This window comes from Stenotrophomonas sp. CASM101 (genome assembly GCF_049384845.1).
GTDB lineage: Bacteria > Pseudomonadota > Gammaproteobacteria > Xanthomonadales > Xanthomonadaceae > Stenotrophomonas > Stenotrophomonas hibiscicola.
In genome coordinates this window covers 406,962-424,251 of record NZ_JBMRFR010000002.1, presented here as the reverse complement: position 1 = coordinate 424,251, position 17,290 = coordinate 406,962, and the positions used below count along the sequence as shown (strand labels likewise).

General features: G+C 66.9%; 15 protein-coding genes and 3 pseudogenes. 3 read left to right on the top strand and 15 right to left on the bottom strand.

The features are described from left to right. Nucleotides 1-57: 57 nt before the first annotated feature. From VG543_RS05925 to VG543_RS05910, 4 genes are read right to left on the bottom strand one after another with little or no spacing between them, the layout of a single operon-like run. On the bottom strand, nt 58-426 hold the full coding sequence (locus VG543_RS05925) for a DUF2894 domain-containing protein (protein ID WP_423178070.1): 369 nt from the start codon (nt 424-426) through the stop codon (nt 58-60). Next, the gene (locus VG543_RS05920; protein ID WP_423178068.1) at nt 416-1,054 is read right to left on the bottom strand and encodes an OmpA family protein; all 639 of its coding nucleotides are present in this window, start codon (nt 1,052-1,054) and stop codon (nt 416-418) included. The genes VG543_RS05925 and VG543_RS05920 overlap by 11 nt, the downstream gene beginning before the upstream one ends. After that, nucleotides 1,051-3,315, bottom strand: coding sequence for a DUF802 domain-containing protein (locus VG543_RS05915; protein WP_423178066.1), 2,265 nt, complete (start codon nt 3,313-3,315; stop codon nt 1,051-1,053). Before VG543_RS05915 ends, VG543_RS05920 begins: the two co-directional genes overlap by 4 nt. A gap of 10 nt (nt 3,316-3,325) precedes the next feature. Then, nucleotides 3,326-3,979, bottom strand: coding sequence for a DUF3348 family protein (locus tag VG543_RS05910; protein WP_134732382.1), 654 nt, complete (start codon nt 3,977-3,979; stop codon nt 3,326-3,328). A 146-nt stretch (nt 3,980-4,125) separates the two neighbouring features. Between VG543_RS05910 and VG543_RS05905 the strand changes: the two genes are divergently transcribed. Then, complete coding sequence (locus VG543_RS05905; RefSeq protein ID WP_134732384.1) at nt 4,126-5,049, top strand: M14 family zinc carboxypeptidase; 924 nt, start codon at nt 4,126-4,128, stop codon at nt 5,047-5,049. On the opposite strand, the gene eptA is transcribed toward VG543_RS05905, so the two are convergent. The 10 genes and pseudogenes from eptA to VG543_RS05855 form a co-directional block, all read right to left on the bottom strand. Then, entirely contained in the window at nt 4,953-6,764 is a 1,812-nt protein-coding gene (gene eptA / locus VG543_RS05900; RefSeq protein ID WP_423178063.1) for a phosphoethanolamine transferase EptA, read from the bottom strand. The two genes, VG543_RS05905 and eptA, sit on opposite strands and share 97 nt — an antisense overlap. Before the next feature lie 73 nt (nt 6,765-6,837). Next, entirely contained in the window at nt 6,838-7,224 is a 387-nt protein-coding gene (locus tag VG543_RS05895; protein ID WP_021204238.1) for a diacylglycerol kinase, read from the bottom strand. Between the two features lie 59 nt (nt 7,225-7,283). Continuing rightward, entirely contained in the window at nt 7,284-8,516 is a 1,233-nt protein-coding gene (locus VG543_RS05890; RefSeq protein ID WP_423178061.1) for a HAMP domain-containing sensor histidine kinase, read from the bottom strand. Further along, nucleotides 8,513-9,187 (bottom strand): response regulator transcription factor, encoded by a 675-nt coding sequence (locus VG543_RS05885; protein WP_019659910.1) that lies wholly within the window; start codon nt 9,185-9,187, stop codon nt 8,513-8,515. Before VG543_RS05885 ends, VG543_RS05890 begins: the two co-directional genes overlap by 4 nt. 117 nt (nt 9,188-9,304) lie before the next feature. Next, nucleotides 9,305-9,526 (bottom strand): annotated as a pseudogene (locus tag VG543_RS05880) (nuclear transport factor 2 family protein); the annotation flags it as partial. Between the two features lie 72 nt (nt 9,527-9,598). Beyond that, a complete protein-coding gene (locus tag VG543_RS05875) occupies nt 9,599-9,946 on the bottom strand; it encodes an RcnB family protein (RefSeq protein ID WP_021204235.1) in 348 nt (115 codons plus the stop codon). Between the two features lie 134 nt (nt 9,947-10,080). Next, nucleotides 10,081-11,517, bottom strand: a complete 1,437-nt coding sequence (locus VG543_RS05870; protein WP_423178059.1) for an efflux transporter outer membrane subunit — start codon at nt 11,515-11,517, stop codon at nt 10,081-10,083. Further along, a complete protein-coding gene (locus tag VG543_RS05865; RefSeq protein WP_423178058.1) occupies nt 11,514-12,398 on the bottom strand; it encodes a biotin/lipoyl-binding protein in 885 nt (294 codons plus the stop codon). The genes VG543_RS05870 and VG543_RS05865 overlap by 4 nt, the downstream gene beginning before the upstream one ends. Nucleotide 12,399: 1 nt before the next feature. Further along, entirely contained in the window at nt 12,400-12,609 is a 210-nt protein-coding gene (locus VG543_RS05860; RefSeq protein WP_423178057.1) for a DUF1656 domain-containing protein, read from the bottom strand. Nucleotides 12,610-12,613: 4 nt separating this feature from the next. Continuing rightward, the gene (locus VG543_RS05855) at nt 12,614-14,584 is read right to left on the bottom strand and encodes an FUSC family protein (RefSeq protein ID WP_423178055.1); all 1,971 of its coding nucleotides are present in this window, start codon (nt 14,582-14,584) and stop codon (nt 12,614-12,616) included. Nucleotides 14,585-14,654: 70 nt separating this feature from the next. Here VG543_RS05855 and VG543_RS05850 point away from each other — a divergent pair, with 70 nt between their 5' ends. Further along, nucleotides 14,655-15,449 (top strand): helix-turn-helix transcriptional regulator, encoded by a 795-nt coding sequence (locus VG543_RS05850; RefSeq protein WP_312545131.1) that lies wholly within the window; start codon nt 14,655-14,657, stop codon nt 15,447-15,449. Nucleotides 15,450-15,484: 35 nt separating this feature from the next. Here the strand turns inward: VG543_RS05850 and VG543_RS05845 are convergent. Beyond that, nucleotides 15,485-15,622 (bottom strand): annotated as a pseudogene (locus tag VG543_RS05845) (alpha/beta hydrolase); the annotation flags it as partial. Here VG543_RS05845 and VG543_RS05840 point away from each other — a divergent pair. Next, nucleotides 15,610-17,139 (top strand): annotated as a pseudogene (locus VG543_RS05840) (RHS repeat-associated core domain-containing protein); the annotation flags it as partial. The pseudogenes VG543_RS05845 and VG543_RS05840 sit on opposite strands and share 13 nt — an antisense overlap. Between the last annotated feature and the right edge of the window lie 151 nt (nt 17,140-17,290).

Here is a 17,290-nt window from a genome sequence, read left to right as displayed (position 1 = left end):
ATGACCCGCGCGGAGATGCGTAGCTGCCGGCCAGCGGCCGGCACTACCATTCAGTGTTCAGCGCGGCTTGCGCGTGCGCTTTGGCTTTGTGGTATCACCGCCGCTGGCGGCGCCATCCTGCAGCGCCTGCAGCCAGGACAAGGTGTCCACATAGTCGATGAAGTGGCGCAGGTAGCCGGGGCTGGTGGCCTGCATCGTGTCCAGCATGCGCTGCACCAGCACCGCCGAGTTCAGCGGGCCGCCGTCAGCCGGGGCCTCGGCGCGTAGCGAGCGGCGCACCTGCAGTTCGCTGCGCAGCTCCGACCATTCGCGCTGCACCTGTTGCAGCATCGGCACCTGCGGGTAATGCGGCAGCGAGCGCGACCCCGCATCGAGGTCACGCACCAATGCGCGCAGGCCTTCCAGGGCGGGCGGCTTACTTGCCATCCGCCGCCTTGGGCTTGGGAATCGGCGCGATCTCCACGCGACGGTTGCGTGCGCGGCCTTCCTCATTGGCATTGGAACTGACCGGCTGCTCGCTGCCGAACGCGGCGGCGAACACGGCATCAGCGGGTACGCCGTCGGCAATCAGGGTGCGGGTCACGGTCAGCGAACGCTGCGCGGACAGCTCCCAGTTGTCGGCAAAGCGGCGGTTGCCTTCGCGCACGGGCGCATCGTCGGTGAAGCCGCTGACCATCAGGATCTCCTCGCGGCTGCCCAGGTAGGCGGCCAGCGGTGCCGCCAGGCTGCGCAGCAGCTCTTTGCCTTCCGGCTGCAGCTGGTCGGAGTTGAGCGCGAACAACACGCTGCCGCTGATGCCGATGCGGCCATCGACCAGGGTCACGCGACCGGCGGCCAGTGGGCCGGCCAGCGCCTGTTCCAGGGTCTGCAGGCGCTTGGCTTCGGCCTGGCGCTGCTTCATTTCCTGGTCCAGCCGCTGCGACAGCTCCAGCTGCACCCCGACCACACCCACCAGGATCAGCACGAACGCACCCAGCAGCACCGACATCAGGTCGCCGAAGGCGGCCCAGATCGGTGCGTGCGAGCCGCCATCGACCTCCAGCTCGTCGCTCATGCGCTACCGGCCTTGCCGCGGCGCGCGGCCAGCTGCTGCAGTTCTTCCATCACCTGCTTCTGCGACAGCAGGCTGAGGTCGACCACCTCGCGCGCCTGCGCCACGTAATAAGCCAGCTGCTCATCGCTACGGGCCAGCGAGGCATCCAGCGCGCCGCCAATCTGTTCCAGACGGCCGGACAGCTCGGTGGAGGCGTTGCTGAACTGCGCGACCGCTTCACCGAAGGCGCCGGCCAGCTGGCTGACTTCACCTGCGCTGCCGTTGAGTGCTGCGGCAATGCCATCCAGCTTCCCGGTCTCGGCGGCGATATGGTCGGTGAAGCGGTTGCCGACGCGCTCCAGCAGCTCGGCCGAACCACCGACCAGCGCGTCCACGGCGGTGCGCTGTTCGTGTGACGCATGGTTGATTGCATCGAGCAGCGTCTGCACGGTGGCCAGCAGGCGGCCGCGCTCTTCCAGCATCGCGTTGTCGCGCACCAGGCTTTCGGACAGCGTACTGCGCAGCTCGTTGATGACGTCGGCCGCAGCCTTCGGAGCGGCGACCGCGGTCTGCAGCAGGGTGGACACTTCGGCCAGCGTGGCACTGGCCTGCGCGCGACCGTTCTCGCCGATCTGCTGTGCGGTGGCCGCCAGCGCGTCGCAGACCTGTTGCTGCTGTGCAGCCAGGCGTTCGCCATTGGCCTGCAGGCGCTCGGCCAGCTCGGTGGAAACGTGCTGCAAGGCATCACTCCAGCGCTGCAGGCGCTGTTCGTCGCCAGCCTGCAGTTGCGCCTGCAGGGCGGCGTGGGCCTGCTGCAACTCGGCGCTGACCGCGTCCCAGCGCGCCTGGCGCTGCTGCTCGCGGCTGTCCAGGTTGGCCTGCAGTTCGGCGTGCGCAGTCGCGGCGGCGGCCTGCGCGGCCTGCCACTGCTGCGAGCGCTGCGCTTCATGATCCTGCAGCAGTGACTGGTTGGCGCTGTGCTGCTGTTCCAGTGCCTGCAGCAGCGCCTGCGCACGCGCATCCAGATGTTCGCTGGCGGCGATCAACGCCTGCTGCTGGCGCTCGACCAGCGCGCTGTTGAGGGCCTGCTGCTGCTCGGCGGCGGCACGCAAGGCGTCTGCATTGCTCTGTGCATCGGCCTGCAGGCGCTCGCCGATGCGCGCGATCAACGCTTCGGCATGCGTGCCCTGGCCATCGCTGAAGGCCTGCAGGTGCTGGCGCAGATCACTCACCAGCGCCTGCTGCGCCTGGGTCTGTTCACTCACCACCTTGGCCCAGCTGGCTTCGGTGGCGACCCGGCTGCGTTCGAAACCGTCGCTCAGGCCGGCCAGCTGCTGCTGCACGGCCTGCTCGACGCGGGCATGCAGTGCTTCGCCGTGATGGGCCAGGCCAGCCAGGGTGGTCTCGGCCATCGGCTGCAGCGCGCCACCGATGGCGGCGGCGCTGGCTTCGGCACCTTCGCGAAGTGACTGCTGCAGCGACAGGGCCAGGCGTTCCTGCAGGGCCTGGCTCTGGGTCAGGAACTCGGCCTGGCCGGCCAGCAGGCGCTCATTGGCGGCGGCACTGTGCTGTTCAAAGGTGCTGGTCATCGCCTGCAGGCGGTCGACCAGCGCCGGCAGCGCTGCGGACTGCGCCTGCAGCAGGCGCAGCGATTCGGCGCGCTGCCAGGCCTGCGAATACGGGTGCAGGTCGCCGGCAATGGCGCGGTCCAGCTGCTGCACGGCCAGCAGGCGGTCACGACGCAGCAGCGCCGCCAGCAGGCCGAGCATGGCCGAGCTGGCCACGCCCGCGATCGAGGTACCGAAGGCCACCGCCAGGCCCTGCACCGGCGAGGCCAGCGAGCCGCGGATGGCGGCCATGTCGGTGGCGCTCTGCAGGGCCAGGCCGGTGCCACGCAGCGTGTCCATCATGCCCAGCAGGGTACCGAGCATGCCCAGCAGCACCAGCAGGCCGACCAGGTACGGGGTCAGCACCGGTGCGGGCAGGGCGGTGCGCTCGCCTTCCACGCGCAGGCGCACGGCGTTGCGCAGGCCTACCGGCACGCGCTCCAGCCATGGGGCGAGGCTTTCCTTCGCGCTGGACAGGTCATTCAGTGCGGCGCGCAGGCCGTTGCTGGCCTGGCGGTAGCGGTACAGCTCCACGCCACCGGCGATGTAGCAGGCCGCGATGATCGCCGCCACCGCTGCACCCAGCGGATGCACCGAAACATAGCCAATGCCGATCCAGCACACGGCCAGCAGGCCGACAAGGAAAACAACGACATGGAAAGCAGTTCTGGACATGGTGTTCCGGTCAGTGGGAGCGCAGGGCGTCTTGCAGCCCTTCGATCGGGTGGAAGCGCAGCTGCAGCTCGGCGAGCAGCAGGGTGCGCATGTCATGGCGGAAGGCCGCGCGCCAGCCGGGCTGGCCGTGCACGCGGTCGAAACGGGCGCCGAGCACTGCCGGCGCCGTGGCCAGCAGGCTGTGCTCGCGCGGGGTGAGGGTCTGTTCCATCACTGCATCGACCTCGGCCAGCCGCGCCAGCTCCGGCGAGACCTGTACCAGCTGGTCGCGCAGGCGGCCGCGCAGGCGCCCGGTGGCGGTCTGGATGGCCTGCTGCAACACCCGGTAGCGCTGGCGCAGCGAGGCGAAGTTGGGTGCGGCAGCGGCCTCGGCCAGGTCCAGCAGGCGCTCGGCCTCGGCGTCCTCACTGATCGAGGCGCGCAGGCTGGCGTGCGCCTGGGCGCAGTCGGCCAGCACATCCTCGACCGCTTCGACGGCTTCACCGGGCTCGGGCAGGCGTCCTCCGAGCGCCCCGGACAGGGCCACGGCACGGCTCCAGTCCACCCACTGGCCGAGGCGATCGGTCAGGGCGGGACTGCTGGCCGGCATCGCGCCGTCGCTGAGACGGGCGAGCAGGCGGAGGAACTCCGGTCCACCCAGGACCGGCTGCGCTGCGTTCGCCATCAAGGGGTGAGGGGCCAAAAACCGTTGATTTTACAACCAGATGACCCCGGCTGGATGAAGGCGGGGCCTGGGGGGCGGTACCCGCAGGCGCGACAAGGCTTAGAATGTCCGGCTGCATCCACCCGTTCGATCCTTGGAGTACCCCCATGACTGTTGCGCAGTTCTACCCGATCGGCACCCCCGGACAGCCCTGGGGCGACGCGGAACGCGCACAGTGGCGGGCCCGCCAGCAGCGCCAGCGCAGCTACCATGATGACGTGGTGGCCGCCCTTGAGCGCCTGGACGACAGCGTTTTCGACGTGATCCAGTACGGCCAGCTGGACTATGCGCCGGACCATTACCCGCTGTTCGCCGTGGTCAACCACGACTGGAACCCGGCGCTGCCGACCGCGCTGATCACCGGTGGCGTGCATGGCTACGAGACCAGCGGCGTGCACGGTGCCCTGCAGTTCCTGGAGCAGCAGGCGGAGCGTTACCTGGGCCGGCTGAACCTGATCGTCGCGCCCTGCGTCAGCCCGTGGGGCTATGAGCGCATCCAGCGCTGGAACCCGGACGCCATCGACCCCAATCGCAGCTTCCGTGACGGCGGCCAGATCGAGGAAGCCGCCGCGCTGATGCGCTGGGTGGCCGAGCGCAAGCCGAACCTGCTGGTGCATCTGGACCTGCACGAGACCACCGACAGCGACCTGAACGAGTTCGATCCGGCGCGCTGCGCCCGCGACGGCAAGCCGTTCGAGCGCGACACCATTCCCGATGGCTTCTACGTGATCGGCAACAGTGAAGATCCGCAGGCCGAGTTCCAGAAGGCACTGATCGCCGCAGTGGCGCCCATCACCCATATCGCCCCGGCCGACGCCGAAGGCAATCTGGTCGGCCTGCCGTTGCAGTCGCCGGGCGTGGTCTGGGGCGAATCCCGTTCGATCGGCGCCTGCGCTGGCTTCACCGATGCGCGCTTTGCCACCACCACCGAGGTCTACCCGGACAGCCCGCGCACCAACCCGCAGGAATGCAACGACGCCCAGGTGGCGGCGGTGTGTGCGGGCCTGGATTTCGCCCTGGCGGCGCAGTAGCGCGCCACGTTCCGGGCAGCGACCGGCATCAGCCGGCGCCTTTCTTTCGCCGGTGAGGTGGCCACAGCCGGCGAAGCCGACGCGCGGCAACCTGCGAACACATCCAGATCGTGCTGGTACACCCCGCTGTTGACCGCGAACAGGCCCAGCAGCGAGTGGAAGAGGTTGTCGTGGCTGTGCGCCCGGTGCAGGGCATTCTGGTGCAGGCAGGCCAGGTCCAGGCCTGCGTTGCGGCTGAATTCGGGTGAGAACCACATCACCATCGGCACCTGGGTCTGCTCGCGCGGGGCGATGAAGTAGGGCGTGCCGTGCAGGTACATCCCGCGTTCGCCCAGCGACTCGCCATGGTCGGACACATAGATCAGTGCGACATCACGCTGGTCCGCATAGCCCTGCAGCAGGTCGATGGCCTTGCCCAGCAGGTGGTCGGTGTGGACCAGAGTGTTGTCGTAGGTGTTGACCAGCGCCTCGTTGCTGCAATGCTGGATCTGATTGCTGTCGCAGGTCGGGCTGAAAGCCCGCGACGCTGCGGGATACCGTTCAAAGTAGGTCGGCCCATGACTGCCGAGCTGATGCAGCACGATCAGGGCGTCGCCGTTGATGGCATCGATGCGTGCGCCCAACTGGTGCAGCAGCACGTCGTCGTAGCAGGTGCCGTCGGCGTTGACGCACTGGCCGGCTACCTTCAGCGCAGGCATGTCCTCGGTCGGTACGCGTTCGCACACGCCCTTGCAGCCGCCGTTGTTGTTGTTGCGCCAGAGCACGCTGATGCCGGTGCGCTGCAGGATGTCGAGCACGTTCTCCTCGGTTGCGGCGCGCACGTCGTCGTACTGGCCTCGGGTCATCTGCGAGAACATGCACGGCACCGAGATGGCCGTGGCGGTCCCGCATGAGGAGACATCATTGAAGCTGATGACGCCTTCCTTGCGCGAGAGCCGGGGATTGGTTGCGCGTGGGTAGCCGTTGAGCTGGAAGTTCTGTGATCGCGCGGTCTCGCCGACGACCAGGATCACCAGCTTCGGACGCGGGCCCGGCGCGCGCTGTGCGTCCATGCCAATCGCGCGCAGCGGTTGCTGGCGGGTGCTGTAGAGACCTTTCAGATAACCGTGGGTATGCCGCACCACGTTCAACGGCAGCACCTGGTCGCGGATGTGGCGGTTGTTGCGCAGCAGTGAGGAATAGTCCTTGTAGAACGCGAAGCCGATTGCCAGCAGTACCAGCAACGACGCCAGGACGCTGGCCGGCCACACCAGCAGCGAACGTGTCGAAGCCGCTCCGCTGGTGGTGCGCACCCAGGCCAGCCCGGCAGCGGGCAGCACGCCCAGCGTCAGCAGGGTCAGCAGCAGCGGCAGCGAGAGATAGGCGTTCAGTTCGGCCTGGTTGGTCTCGAACACGTTCTGCACCATGCTGCGATCGATCAGCACGTTGTAGTGCAGCATGAAATAGCTGCAGGCGGCGCTGGTGACGATGAGTACGGCCAGCAGCGGCTTGCGCACGAAGGGTAGTGCCAGCAATGGCGTCAGCAGAAGATTGAACAGGCAGAACAGCACCAGCGGCAGGCTGGCCAGGAACAGGATGCTGCGCGCACCGTTCAGATCGATCAGTTCCCACAGCGACTTCCAGAGGGCGATGTTTCCAATCGTGGTGAAGAAAAACGCTGCGGCCCAGACCAGGATGATCGGATGGGGCCGTGGAAAACGGAGGCATTGGCGCACGAGCAGGTTCCGCGGAACAGGAGTGCGCGCAGTATCGAAACGGCTTTATCAGGAAGTTGTCAGCCTTGCCGGGCTAGCCCAGCAGGATCACGCCCCACACTGCGCCGACCATCAACAACGCGGTGGTCTGCGCGGCACTGCCCATGTCCTTGGCGTTCTTGGACAGCGGATGCTGCTCCAGCGAAATGCGATCAACCACGGCTTCAATCGCCGAGTTGAGCAGTTCCACCAGCAGGCTGATGAAGCAGACCGCCAACACCAATGCGCGCTCGACCGCGCTGATGTCCAGTACGAACGCTGCAGTGATCAACAGCGCGTGCAGGAGCAGCAGCTGGCGAAAAGCAGCCTCGCCACGAAAGGTAGCGATGAATCCGTCTCGCGAATGGATCAGGGTGTGGAAGATGCGGCCCAGGCCGGTCTTGCCATGCGGGTACTTGCCGCTGTCCTTGGGGTGCTGCATGCCGTTTCCGCCGTGAAGTGAGCAATCCCCAGCATGTGCACGCGCGTGTCAGGAAACCGTCAGGCGGGCCATTCCAGGCTGAACCGGCATCCCTGCTGCGAGGAGTGCACCGTCATCCTCCAGCCCAGGTGCTCGACGATGCGCTGCACGATGGACAGCCCCAGTCCCTCGCCATTGTGCGGGCTGCCGGGCACGAAGCGCTGGAACTGCTGTGGGTCGATACTGGAGGGCAGGCCGGGTCCGGTGTCGGCGACGGTGAGTGCGGTGTCGTGGAGGGTGATCCTCACTTCGCCCCTTTCGGTGTACTGGCAGGCGTTGCGCAGCAGGTTCCAGATCACGCTGTGCGCCAGATCTGCGTTGGTGTCCAGCACGGCGTCATGCCGGGCATCAAACGCAACGATCACCGGCTTGCCGGAAATCCACGGTTGGCAGCGCTCCATGCAGGATTCGATCAATGGGCGCAGGGCCACCTTGTTGCGCGGCACGGAGCCGGGGGTACGTGAGAGCAGCAGCAGGCAGGACAGCTGGCGCTGCATCTCCTGGGTAGTGCGCAGGATACGCTCCGCGCTGGGGACCAGGTGGCTGTCGGACGGAAGCTGGCAGGCAAGGGTTTCCGCAGCGCCGCCGATGATGGCCAAGGGCGTGCGCAGCTCATGGCTGGCATCGCCGCTGAAGCATTGCTCGCGATGCAGGAACCGTTCGAGCTCATCACTGTGCCGGGCGAAGGCACGGGCGAGTACACCGATCTCGTCGCGGGCGTCCTGACAGGGAAAGGGCTTCCGCCCGCTCTGCACGGCATCGGCCAACTGCGTGATGGGCGCGATGACGTGCGATGCCACCCTGCGACCGATCAGGAAGGCGCCGAGCACGCAGATCGAAATGACCACCGCGGCAAAGGCATTGATCAGGTGTTCCAGGTAGCCATAGGGTGCAGCGTCCTGCAGCAGGTAGTAGCGCTGGCCGCCACTGTCGAACACACGCAGGTGCCACTCGTCGGGTCCTGCTTCGCCGTGGTAGCCCAGGCCGTACTGGCGCAGCACCATCGGCACGCTATGGCTGTCGTACAGCTGGCTGCCCGTGGGCAGGGCGGGGCGCTCGCCACGGGCCAGTGCTGCCTGCAGCTTGTGCACGGCACTGTCCTGGGTCCGGGCGATGACCGCGGCCCTGACCTGGTCGTAGTCCACCTGTTCGGCCAGGACGATGAAGCCCATCGCGCCGGCCATCAGCAGCACGAACGAAATCGTGATGCGGGTACGCAGGGCCAGGCGGCGGTAGAGAGCGGCAGGGGTCACGCCGGCATGCGCCAGCCGACGCTGTGCACCGTGGCGATCAACGTGGTGTCGAAGCTGCGGTCCACCTGCAGGCGCAGCTCATGGATGTGGGTACGCAGCGCGCCGCTGTCCGGTGGCTCGTCGCCCCAGACCAGGTATTCCATCTCCTGCTTGCGCACCACGGCCGGGGCCGCGCGTACCAGGCACATCAGCAGTTTGTGCGACGTAGGCGTCAGCGCGATGCAGCGCCCCTGTCGCCAGGCCTGCGGCGAGCGCGTATCTACCTGCAAGTCCTTCCACGCCAGTACGCTGTCGACCTGACGGCCCTGGGCGCGTCGCACCAGGGCCTTGATCCGCGCATCCAGTTCCTTCAGCGAGAACGGTTTGACCAGGTAGTCATCGGCGCCGAGAGCGAGGCCCTGCACGCGGTCCTCGACCGGATCGCGCGCGGTCAGCATCAGGATCGGCACCGGGTTCTGGAATTCCCGGCGCAGCTTTCGGCACAGCGTCATGCCATCCAGGCGCGGGAGCATCAGGTCCAGCAGGATGGCGTCGTAGTCGTGCTGCGTGGCCCGGCGCAGGCCGCTGGCACCGTCGCGGGCGTCGTCCAGCACGTAGCCGATAGGCTCAAAGAAAGCGTACAGGTTGGCTACGAGCTCGGGGTTGTCTTCGATGATCAGCAGGCGGGTCATGGCGTGCGTCCTTGCGCGTGGCCGAACTGTGCCCGATCCCTGACTGATTGCCAATGCGCATGCTGAATGGTTCGCGGCCTGGGTTCGGCCGCGTCAAGCGACGTTCAATCGGCCGGCATCTTCGGAAACGAACTGCCAGCCGATATCTTCCGGTCTGTCCGAAAAGAACAGGCTCATGTAGGTCGGCTTGTCCTTGTTGATGAGCGAGGCGCGGAATGACTCGACCACGTGTTCGATCGCCGCTGCATCAGCCGACGATGGGCGTTGGCTTGCATGGGCCGGCAGGCCTGCGGCGAGGCACGCAGCGAGAAGCGCGTTCTGGATTCCGGTGGTTCGCATCGTTCATGACGGCCTTCGTAGGGTGGAAGCGCCGCCGGGGCCACGGCTACAGGGCCCCGGCGCGCTCCGCATTCAACGATGCAGCGCGTCGATGATCAAGCCGGTCGCGATCTCCACCAACAGGTACTCGGTGTCGGACTGGCGCACCCAGCGCTGGCCGCGACCCGGATTGCGCAGGTCATAACGCGCGTAATCATCCACCCAGTAGCGGCGGTCCACTTCGGCCCAGGGCAGGCGGTCGCCACGACGCCAGGCCTTCTTCTGCCAGCCGGGCGGCGGCGCATCACGGTTGTGCGGGCCGCCGGCATGCGGCGGCGGGCCGTTGCCGCGGGCGTGATGCGGCGGGTCAGCGAAGGCGGGGGCCGCAGCCAACGCGGTGGCGGTGGTCAAAGCGATGGCAAGCAAACGTGTGGTCTTCATGGAAGTGCCTCCGTCATGGCCGCAGCATGCGGCGCTGTGGCGGGAATATAGGGCAGTCAGTGTGAATGAATACGGGTTTGGGCGGCACTTTTCTGAACAGACGGCGCGGCCTGCAGCCGCTGCCAGGCAACGGGTCACTGGACCCCGCCCGGGGCTGAATCTGTTGCAGCCCAGCCTCCACCCAACGACAGGAAAAGATCCATCTGCCGGTCAATGCGCTCCGCGCGCAAGACGGCCAATGCGGACTCCGCATCTGCCAGCGCGGCCTGGGCCGAAAGCAGGTCGAGAAAATCGATCCTGCCGAAACGGTAGAGCTGCTGCGCCTGCCCGGCGGCCCGCGCTGCATCCCCACGCGCCTGCGCCAGGCTGCGCTCGCGTTCAAGTTCCTGCGTGCAGGCAGAAAGCGCGGTCTCGGTCTGGCGCAGTGCCTGCAGCACGACGCCGTCAAAGGACGCGAGCGCGGTATCTGCATTGGCACCTGCCGCTGCGACGCGGGCCTTGGCCACGCGGCGGTTGGGCCAGTGCCATGACAGCGCGGGACCGATGCTCGCACCGAAGCCGTCGGCCGACAGCAGATGCGCCGGTGTGCCGGCCACGCCCGAAGAGGCGCCCAAGGTGATCTGCGGATAGAGACCCGCCGTCTCGACACCGATCATTGCAGTCGCGGCGGCCAGGCTGCGTTCGGCTGCGCGTACGTCGGGGCGCCGCTGGAGCAGTTGCCAACCATCACCGACCGGCAGCGCCTGCTCCAGCTCCGGGGGGCCTGGGCAGGCTTCGGCCTCCCTGGGATAGTCCGCCGGGAGCCTGCCCATCAATGCGGCCAGTTCGAACAGTGCGGCCTGGCGTTCCGCCAGAAGGTGCGGTATCCCCGCCGCGCTGCGGTTGACGGCGGCACCGGCACGGCTGACATCGAAGTCCGTTCCGCGCCCTCCGGCAGCCAGGCGTCGGGTTGCCTCCAGGGTGGCGCGCTGCACCGCCAGCACCTGCCGGGTTGCAGCGAGCGTGTGATTTCGGGTGCATACCTGGAGATAGGCACGGGTGACGGCCACAGCGACGACCACGCGGACCTGGTCCCGCGCCGCAGCGACGGCCTCGGCGTCCGCGTTCGCGGCTTCGATGCCGCGGCGGATACCGCCTGCAAGATCCAGTGGATAGGAGAGGTGAAGGCCCAGCGCGTACGACTGCGGCGCGGCCGACGCCTGGGTGTAGCCACCTGCATGGATGAGCGTGCCCGACGCATCCACGTCGGCCTGTACGGCACCGCGCGCGCGATACTCCAGCACGGTAGCGCTGGCGCGCCGGAGGTTGGCATCGGCAGCGCGTAGGTCGGTGTTGGCCGCCAGTGCTTCGCGCACGTAGCCGTCAAGCTGGGGGTCGCCATACAGTTCCCACCACCGATCCGGTGGCGCGTCGTGGCTGAACGATGCCTCCCCGCCCGAGACGAATGCCCGCGCTGCCCGTGGCGTGGCAGCGACGGCATTCGCAGGCAGGTGATAGTCGGGGCCGGAGACGCAGGCCGTCATCGGCAGCAGCAGGGCAAGCAACCCACCGCGTAGTGTTCGCAGGCTCACTTGCAGGCTCCCGCTGCCGAGGGTGTGATGGTCACGCTCGCAGTGCGACCCACGATCAGGCGGGTATCCGACGGCGCATCATCGATGCGGATGCGTACCGGGATGCGCTGCGCCAGCCTCACCCAGGTGTAAGTTGGCGCCACGGCGGGCAGCAGGTTGTGTGTGCTTGAGCGCTGATCGTCGGCAATGCCGGCGGCGATGGTTTCCACGTGCCCGCGCACGTCGTGGTTGTCGCCCATCAGCCGGGCCACGGCGGCATCGCCCTCGGTGATGCAGCCCAGCTTGGTTTCCTCGAAATAGCCCTCGATGCGCAGGCTGCGGGTGTCGATCAGCGCCAGCGCCTGTGCCCCCGGCTGCAGGTAGTCGCCCGCGTGCAGGTCGAGGTTGGTGATGATGCCATCGGTGGTTGCGCGCACCTCGGTGCGTTGCACGTTGAGCTGGGCAACGCGCTGTTCGGCCCGTGCCTGCGCCAGCGCGGCCAGCTCGGTATCGACCTTGGCGGCGTTGCGTTCGCGGGTTTCCGAAGCGACCAGGTTGCCAAGTGCGTTGTCCCGCGCCGATTCGCGGCGAGCCAGCGCCAGCGTGGCATGCGCGCTCCTGACCGCCGCGTCTGCCTTCTCCAGCGTGGCGGCGAAGCGTGGCTGATCGAGCACCAGCAGCAGCTGGCCGGCACTGACCCGCTGGTTGTCGTGCACGAGCACTTGGGTGACCAGCCCCCCCATGTCCGACGCAACGCGCACCACATCGGCGCGCACCCGTCCATCACGCGTCCACGGGCGTGTTTCGTAACGGTTCCAGAGGGAGAACGCGGCAATGGCGGCAAGCGCACACACGCCCAGCGTTGCGCTCCAGCGCCCGATAACAGCAAGCAGGTCTTTCATTTCATTTCCCGAGCAGGGGCACGAGCCGGATCATCAGCTCCGCCAGGATCACGAACAGGGACAGGCCCACCAAGGGCCGCGCGGCGAACAACCGGTACACGCCGAGGCTGGCGAGCAGGCGTGAAGTCAGTATCGACAGCGCCAAGGCGGCAGCGGCCACGGCGAGCAGGCCAGGAATGAGCACGCCATCAATGGAAAGATCAGAGAGCATGCGGTCAGTGCCGACGGGTGAGCGGTGAGGCCAGCAGGTCGCGGCGCAACCCGCTGAGCAGGTGCAGCAGATTCCCTCGATCGGCCTCGGCGATGGCTGTTGCGGCCTCGCGCATGCAGTCCAACAACTTCAGAAGATGGGCATCGACACTGCGTGGCGCGTGGGCGCGAACCCTGAAATGTGCGGCGACGCGTTCGACCAGCGCCGCGTGTAGCGCCCGAACGTGCGGGGTGTCCAGGTACTTGTCCAGTGTGCGGAGTTGGCTGGATGCATGTGCCGCACGAACGTCCGCAAACAATGCCCGCAGCTCGTGTACTGCGCTGGAACGGCCCTGCAACCTGGGAGCGAGCAGCCCGATTCGATCCAGCATGCGGCTGAGCCACGCGCGGCTCGCACCGCCTTGTCCGGCGGCGTGTCGTGCGATATCCCGACGGATCGAACGCTCCAGCCGTGCGCGGTTGCGGCCCGCATCGGTGGTCTGGAACAGCTGCATGCTGCACAGTGCCACCGTTGTACCAACGAACAACGCAACGCTGTTGTTGAGTGCGCCGACGATGTTGACCGAATTGGTCGCGCCCAGGCCGGCGATGAGCGGAAACGTCAGCACCACGCCCAGGGCAGCCATGGTGAAGGGTGGCCGGGCCAGGAACGATCCGCACAGCAGCAGCATTGGCGCGAGCGCGGCAATCAGGCCGACGAAATCGGAGAGCGCGAGGAAGATCAGTAGACCGTAGAGCAGGCCGACGGCAACGCCGATCAACGACCCCACCAGATAGCGCATGACATGCGGTGCCGGCGCTTCGATCGTGCCGAACAGCACGCACGCCGTGCCGATGATGGACACCGCCGTGGCGCCCTCCGACCAGCCGGTAGCGATCCATAGAACGCAGCTCAGCAGGATGCCGACGAACGCGCCCAGCGCGCTGCGCAGGGCAAGCCGATGATCCCGGTTAAGTACCGCACCCGGCACATGTCGTGCAAGGCGGGCAGGTACATGCCGGCGCCAGTCGGGACGGGCAGTGTGCAGTTGCGCCTGCAGCACGCGGCAGTCGGCGTGGGCGAGGTCGAGCTCCGTCTGTTGCGCGGCGAGGCCGGCCTGCAGCAGATCGCGCCAGCCCGTTGCATCCACCGCGCCGGCCTGTGGTGAACGCAGCCGGTCGATGGAATCTTCCACCGCGCTGGACAGCATCAGCACGTCCAGCATCCGGTCATGCAGGGCGCGCAGGATCTGCACCTGCGCCACGCCGTGGGCGCTGTCGTAGGGCAGGTGGATCGACAGCACATGCAGCTCGAGCAGGTCGGCGGCCACTTTCGAGCGGTCCGTCGCCAGCACCGTGTCCGATGCACCGGCGCGCATGTCCCGTGTCCATCGTTCCGCATCATCCAGCACGGCAGCAACCCGTGCGTGCACGCGCATCGAGACCCGGCGCGGCAGCACCAGCGCATGTACCAGCGTTGCGGCCAGGATGCCGATGGAGATTTCCTGCACCCGCGTGATGGCAATGGTGAACACGTCTCCCGGCACCATCACCGCAGGAAACCCGATCAGGCTGGTGGTATAGCCGGTCAGCAGGAACGCATAGGCACGTGGCGTGCGGTCGAGCATCGCCAGATACAGGCACAGCGCCATCCAGGTGGCGAGCGCGGCGCTCAGCACCAGGGGTGCATTGGCGAAACGCGGCACCAGCACGACGGTGGCGACGGCCCCGCCCACGGTACCGAGCAGGCGGAACAGGCCGCGGCTGAGTGTCGCCCCGGACAGAGGCTGCGATACCAGATAGACCGTGCCGATCACCCAGAACGGGCGATTCAGGCCGATCCTTAGAGAGACATACAGCCCCAGCGACGCGGCGAGCAGGCATTTGAGCGAGAAGAGCACCGCCTCCTGATCGGTCCTGAGGGCAGGGCTTTTCAATCGGGCGAATGCCTGGAACACGTGGGGACGGGCAGGAGTGGGGGAGTGCATGCGGCTCATGCTAGTGATCGGCCGCACTGGCGAATGTCGCTACAATGACAATCAATCGCTAAAACCGGTCAATGTGAGAATGGCTCGCATTTCGCTCCCCGGCTTTGACCTGGACCCGGACGAGACCGATCGCCCGGCGGTTGCCAGCCGCCTGCAGGTGGCCGAGCACGACGCGGAAATTCCGGTGCATGAGCATCGAAAGGGCCAGCTCATTCTTGCGCTGCATGGGGCGGTGACCTGCGAAGTGGCCAATGCGCTGTGGATCGTGCCGCCCCAGTGTGGCGTCTGGATTCCGGGCGGCATGCCGCACAGCAACCGCGCCACCGCCAACGCGCGCCTGTGCTATCTATTCGTCGAGCCCGGCATCGTCGACCTGCCGGCGCAGTGCGTGACGCTGGCCATCTCGCCGATGCTGCGCGAGATGATCCTGCACCTGGCCGACGCGCCGCTGGACTATCCGCATGGCAGCCACACCGACCGGCTGGCGCGGGTGTTGCTGGACGAGCTGGTACAGATGCCGGCCGAGCATCTGTCGCTGCCGGTCAGCCATCACCCGAAGGTGCGTGCGCTGGCGGCGGCGCTGTCGGCGGATCCGGCAGACCGCAGCACCATCAGCCAGTGGGCTGTGCGCCTGGCCCTGGGCGAGCGCACGTTGACCCGCCTCATCGAACGGGAAACGGGACTGTCCTTCGGACGCTGGCGGCAGCAGCTGCACCTGCTCATCGCCATTCGTGAACTCGCCGCGGGCGCACCGGTACAACGCGTATCCGAGACGCTGGGCTATGAGTCGGTGACGGCCTTCATCACGATGTTCAGGAAGGCGCTTGGCCTTTCCCCGGCGCGGTACTTTGCGGTGCGCCTGCGTGGGCAGTAGCAGGGAACAACCCGGAAAGCCATTGCCTGGAACGGCTACTTCAAAGTGCCGGAGACGGATTGAATCGCGGCCACCACTGCAGCAGGATCCTCGCGCTGGAGGGTGTGCCCGGTCGCCAGGTAGCGATGCGAGCCGCGCGTGAATCCCGAGAAGAGCAGGCTATGTCTACAACGGTTTCGGTGATCTGACCGGGCAAGTCAGCCCGGACAGCGGTGCCAGCAGCTTCACCGTGGATGCCGCCGGCAACCGCAAGACGGCTACCGATGCGCGTGGCGTCACCGCCACCTATCACTACGATGCACTCAACCGCCTGATCGGCATCGCCTACCCGGATCCCAATCTGGACGCGGGCTACAGCTATGACGTGGCGCCTGCCGCCTGTGCCGCCGACGAGCGCTTCGCCAAGGGACGGCTGGGGCAGGTGCTGCACGCCAATGGCAGTACCCAGTACTGCTATGACCGTTTCGGCCAGGTCACCCGCAAGGTACAGACCGTCAACGGCGTTGCCAGCACGCTGCGCTACGCCTATAGCAAGTCGGGCCGCCTGACTGCGTTGACCTACCCCGACGGCAGCGTGGCCGACTACGTCCGCGATACCCAGGGCCGCATCAGCCAGATCGGCCTGACCCGCCCCGGCCAGGCCCGCCAGATCGTGGTGAACAACCTGACCTACGCGGCTTTCGGCCCGGCGACCGGTTGGGCCTACGGCAACGGCCGCCAGCTGCAGCGTCCGTTGGATCTGGATTATCGCCCGCAGGCGGTGCATGACCCGGCTGCAGGCGGCCTGTCGCTGGGCTATGGCTATGATCCGGTCGGCTCGATCACTGAGCTGAAGAATGGCGCAGGCTCGACGGTGCTGGCCAAGTACGCCTACGACACGCTGGGCCGCCTGACCCAGACCCAGGACGGCACGACCGGCACCCCGATTGAAACCTATGCGTATGACGCCACCGGCAATCGCACCGCGCTGACCACCTCGGCAGGCACGGCCAGCTACACCTATCCCGCAACCAGCCATCGCCTGACTGCGGTGGATGGCGAGTCGCGCAACCATGACGCGGTGGGCAACACCACCAGCATCGGCGGCAAGACGTTCACCTACAACGATGCCAACCGCATGAACGCAGTGAAGCAGGGCGATGCTGTACTGGAAAGCTACGCCTACAACCATCGCGGTGAGCGCGTACTGCGTACCCCGGCCGGTGGCGCAGCGCAGATCACCTTGTACGACGAAGCAGGGCAGTGGCTGGGCAACTACTCGGCCACGGGCCAGGCGCAGCAGCAGGCCATCTGGCTGGACAACTACCCGGTGGCGTTGATCAACATGCCGGCCACCGGCGTGCCGGAACTGGCCTACGTGCAGCCGGATCACCTGGGCACACCGCGCGTGGTGATCGATCCGGTACGGAATGTCGCGATCTGGGAGTGGAGCAACAAGAGCGAGGTGTTCGGCAACCAGATTCCGAGTGCAGACCCGGACGGGGATGGTGTGGCGTTCGAACTGGCGCTGCGCTTCCCGGGCCAGCAGGCGACGGATGCGAGTGGGTTGTTCTACAACTACCAGCGGGAGTATGACCCTGCGGTGGGTCGTTATTCGCAGAGTGATCCGATTGGGCTCGCAGCGGGGCCAAATACCTTTGGCTACGTGATGGGAAATCCGATGAGTTGGATTGACCCTGGGGGCTTGGAAGTACTTGTATGTAGTCAGCCGGCCTTTGGAGTATCCAACAATCCAATTGATCACCAATGGATTCGTACGGATACAGTTGAGGCAGGCATGGGTGGCACTCGTGGAAACGTACCTGGTAACGACAGTGGAGACATGCCGGGCGATCCCGTGC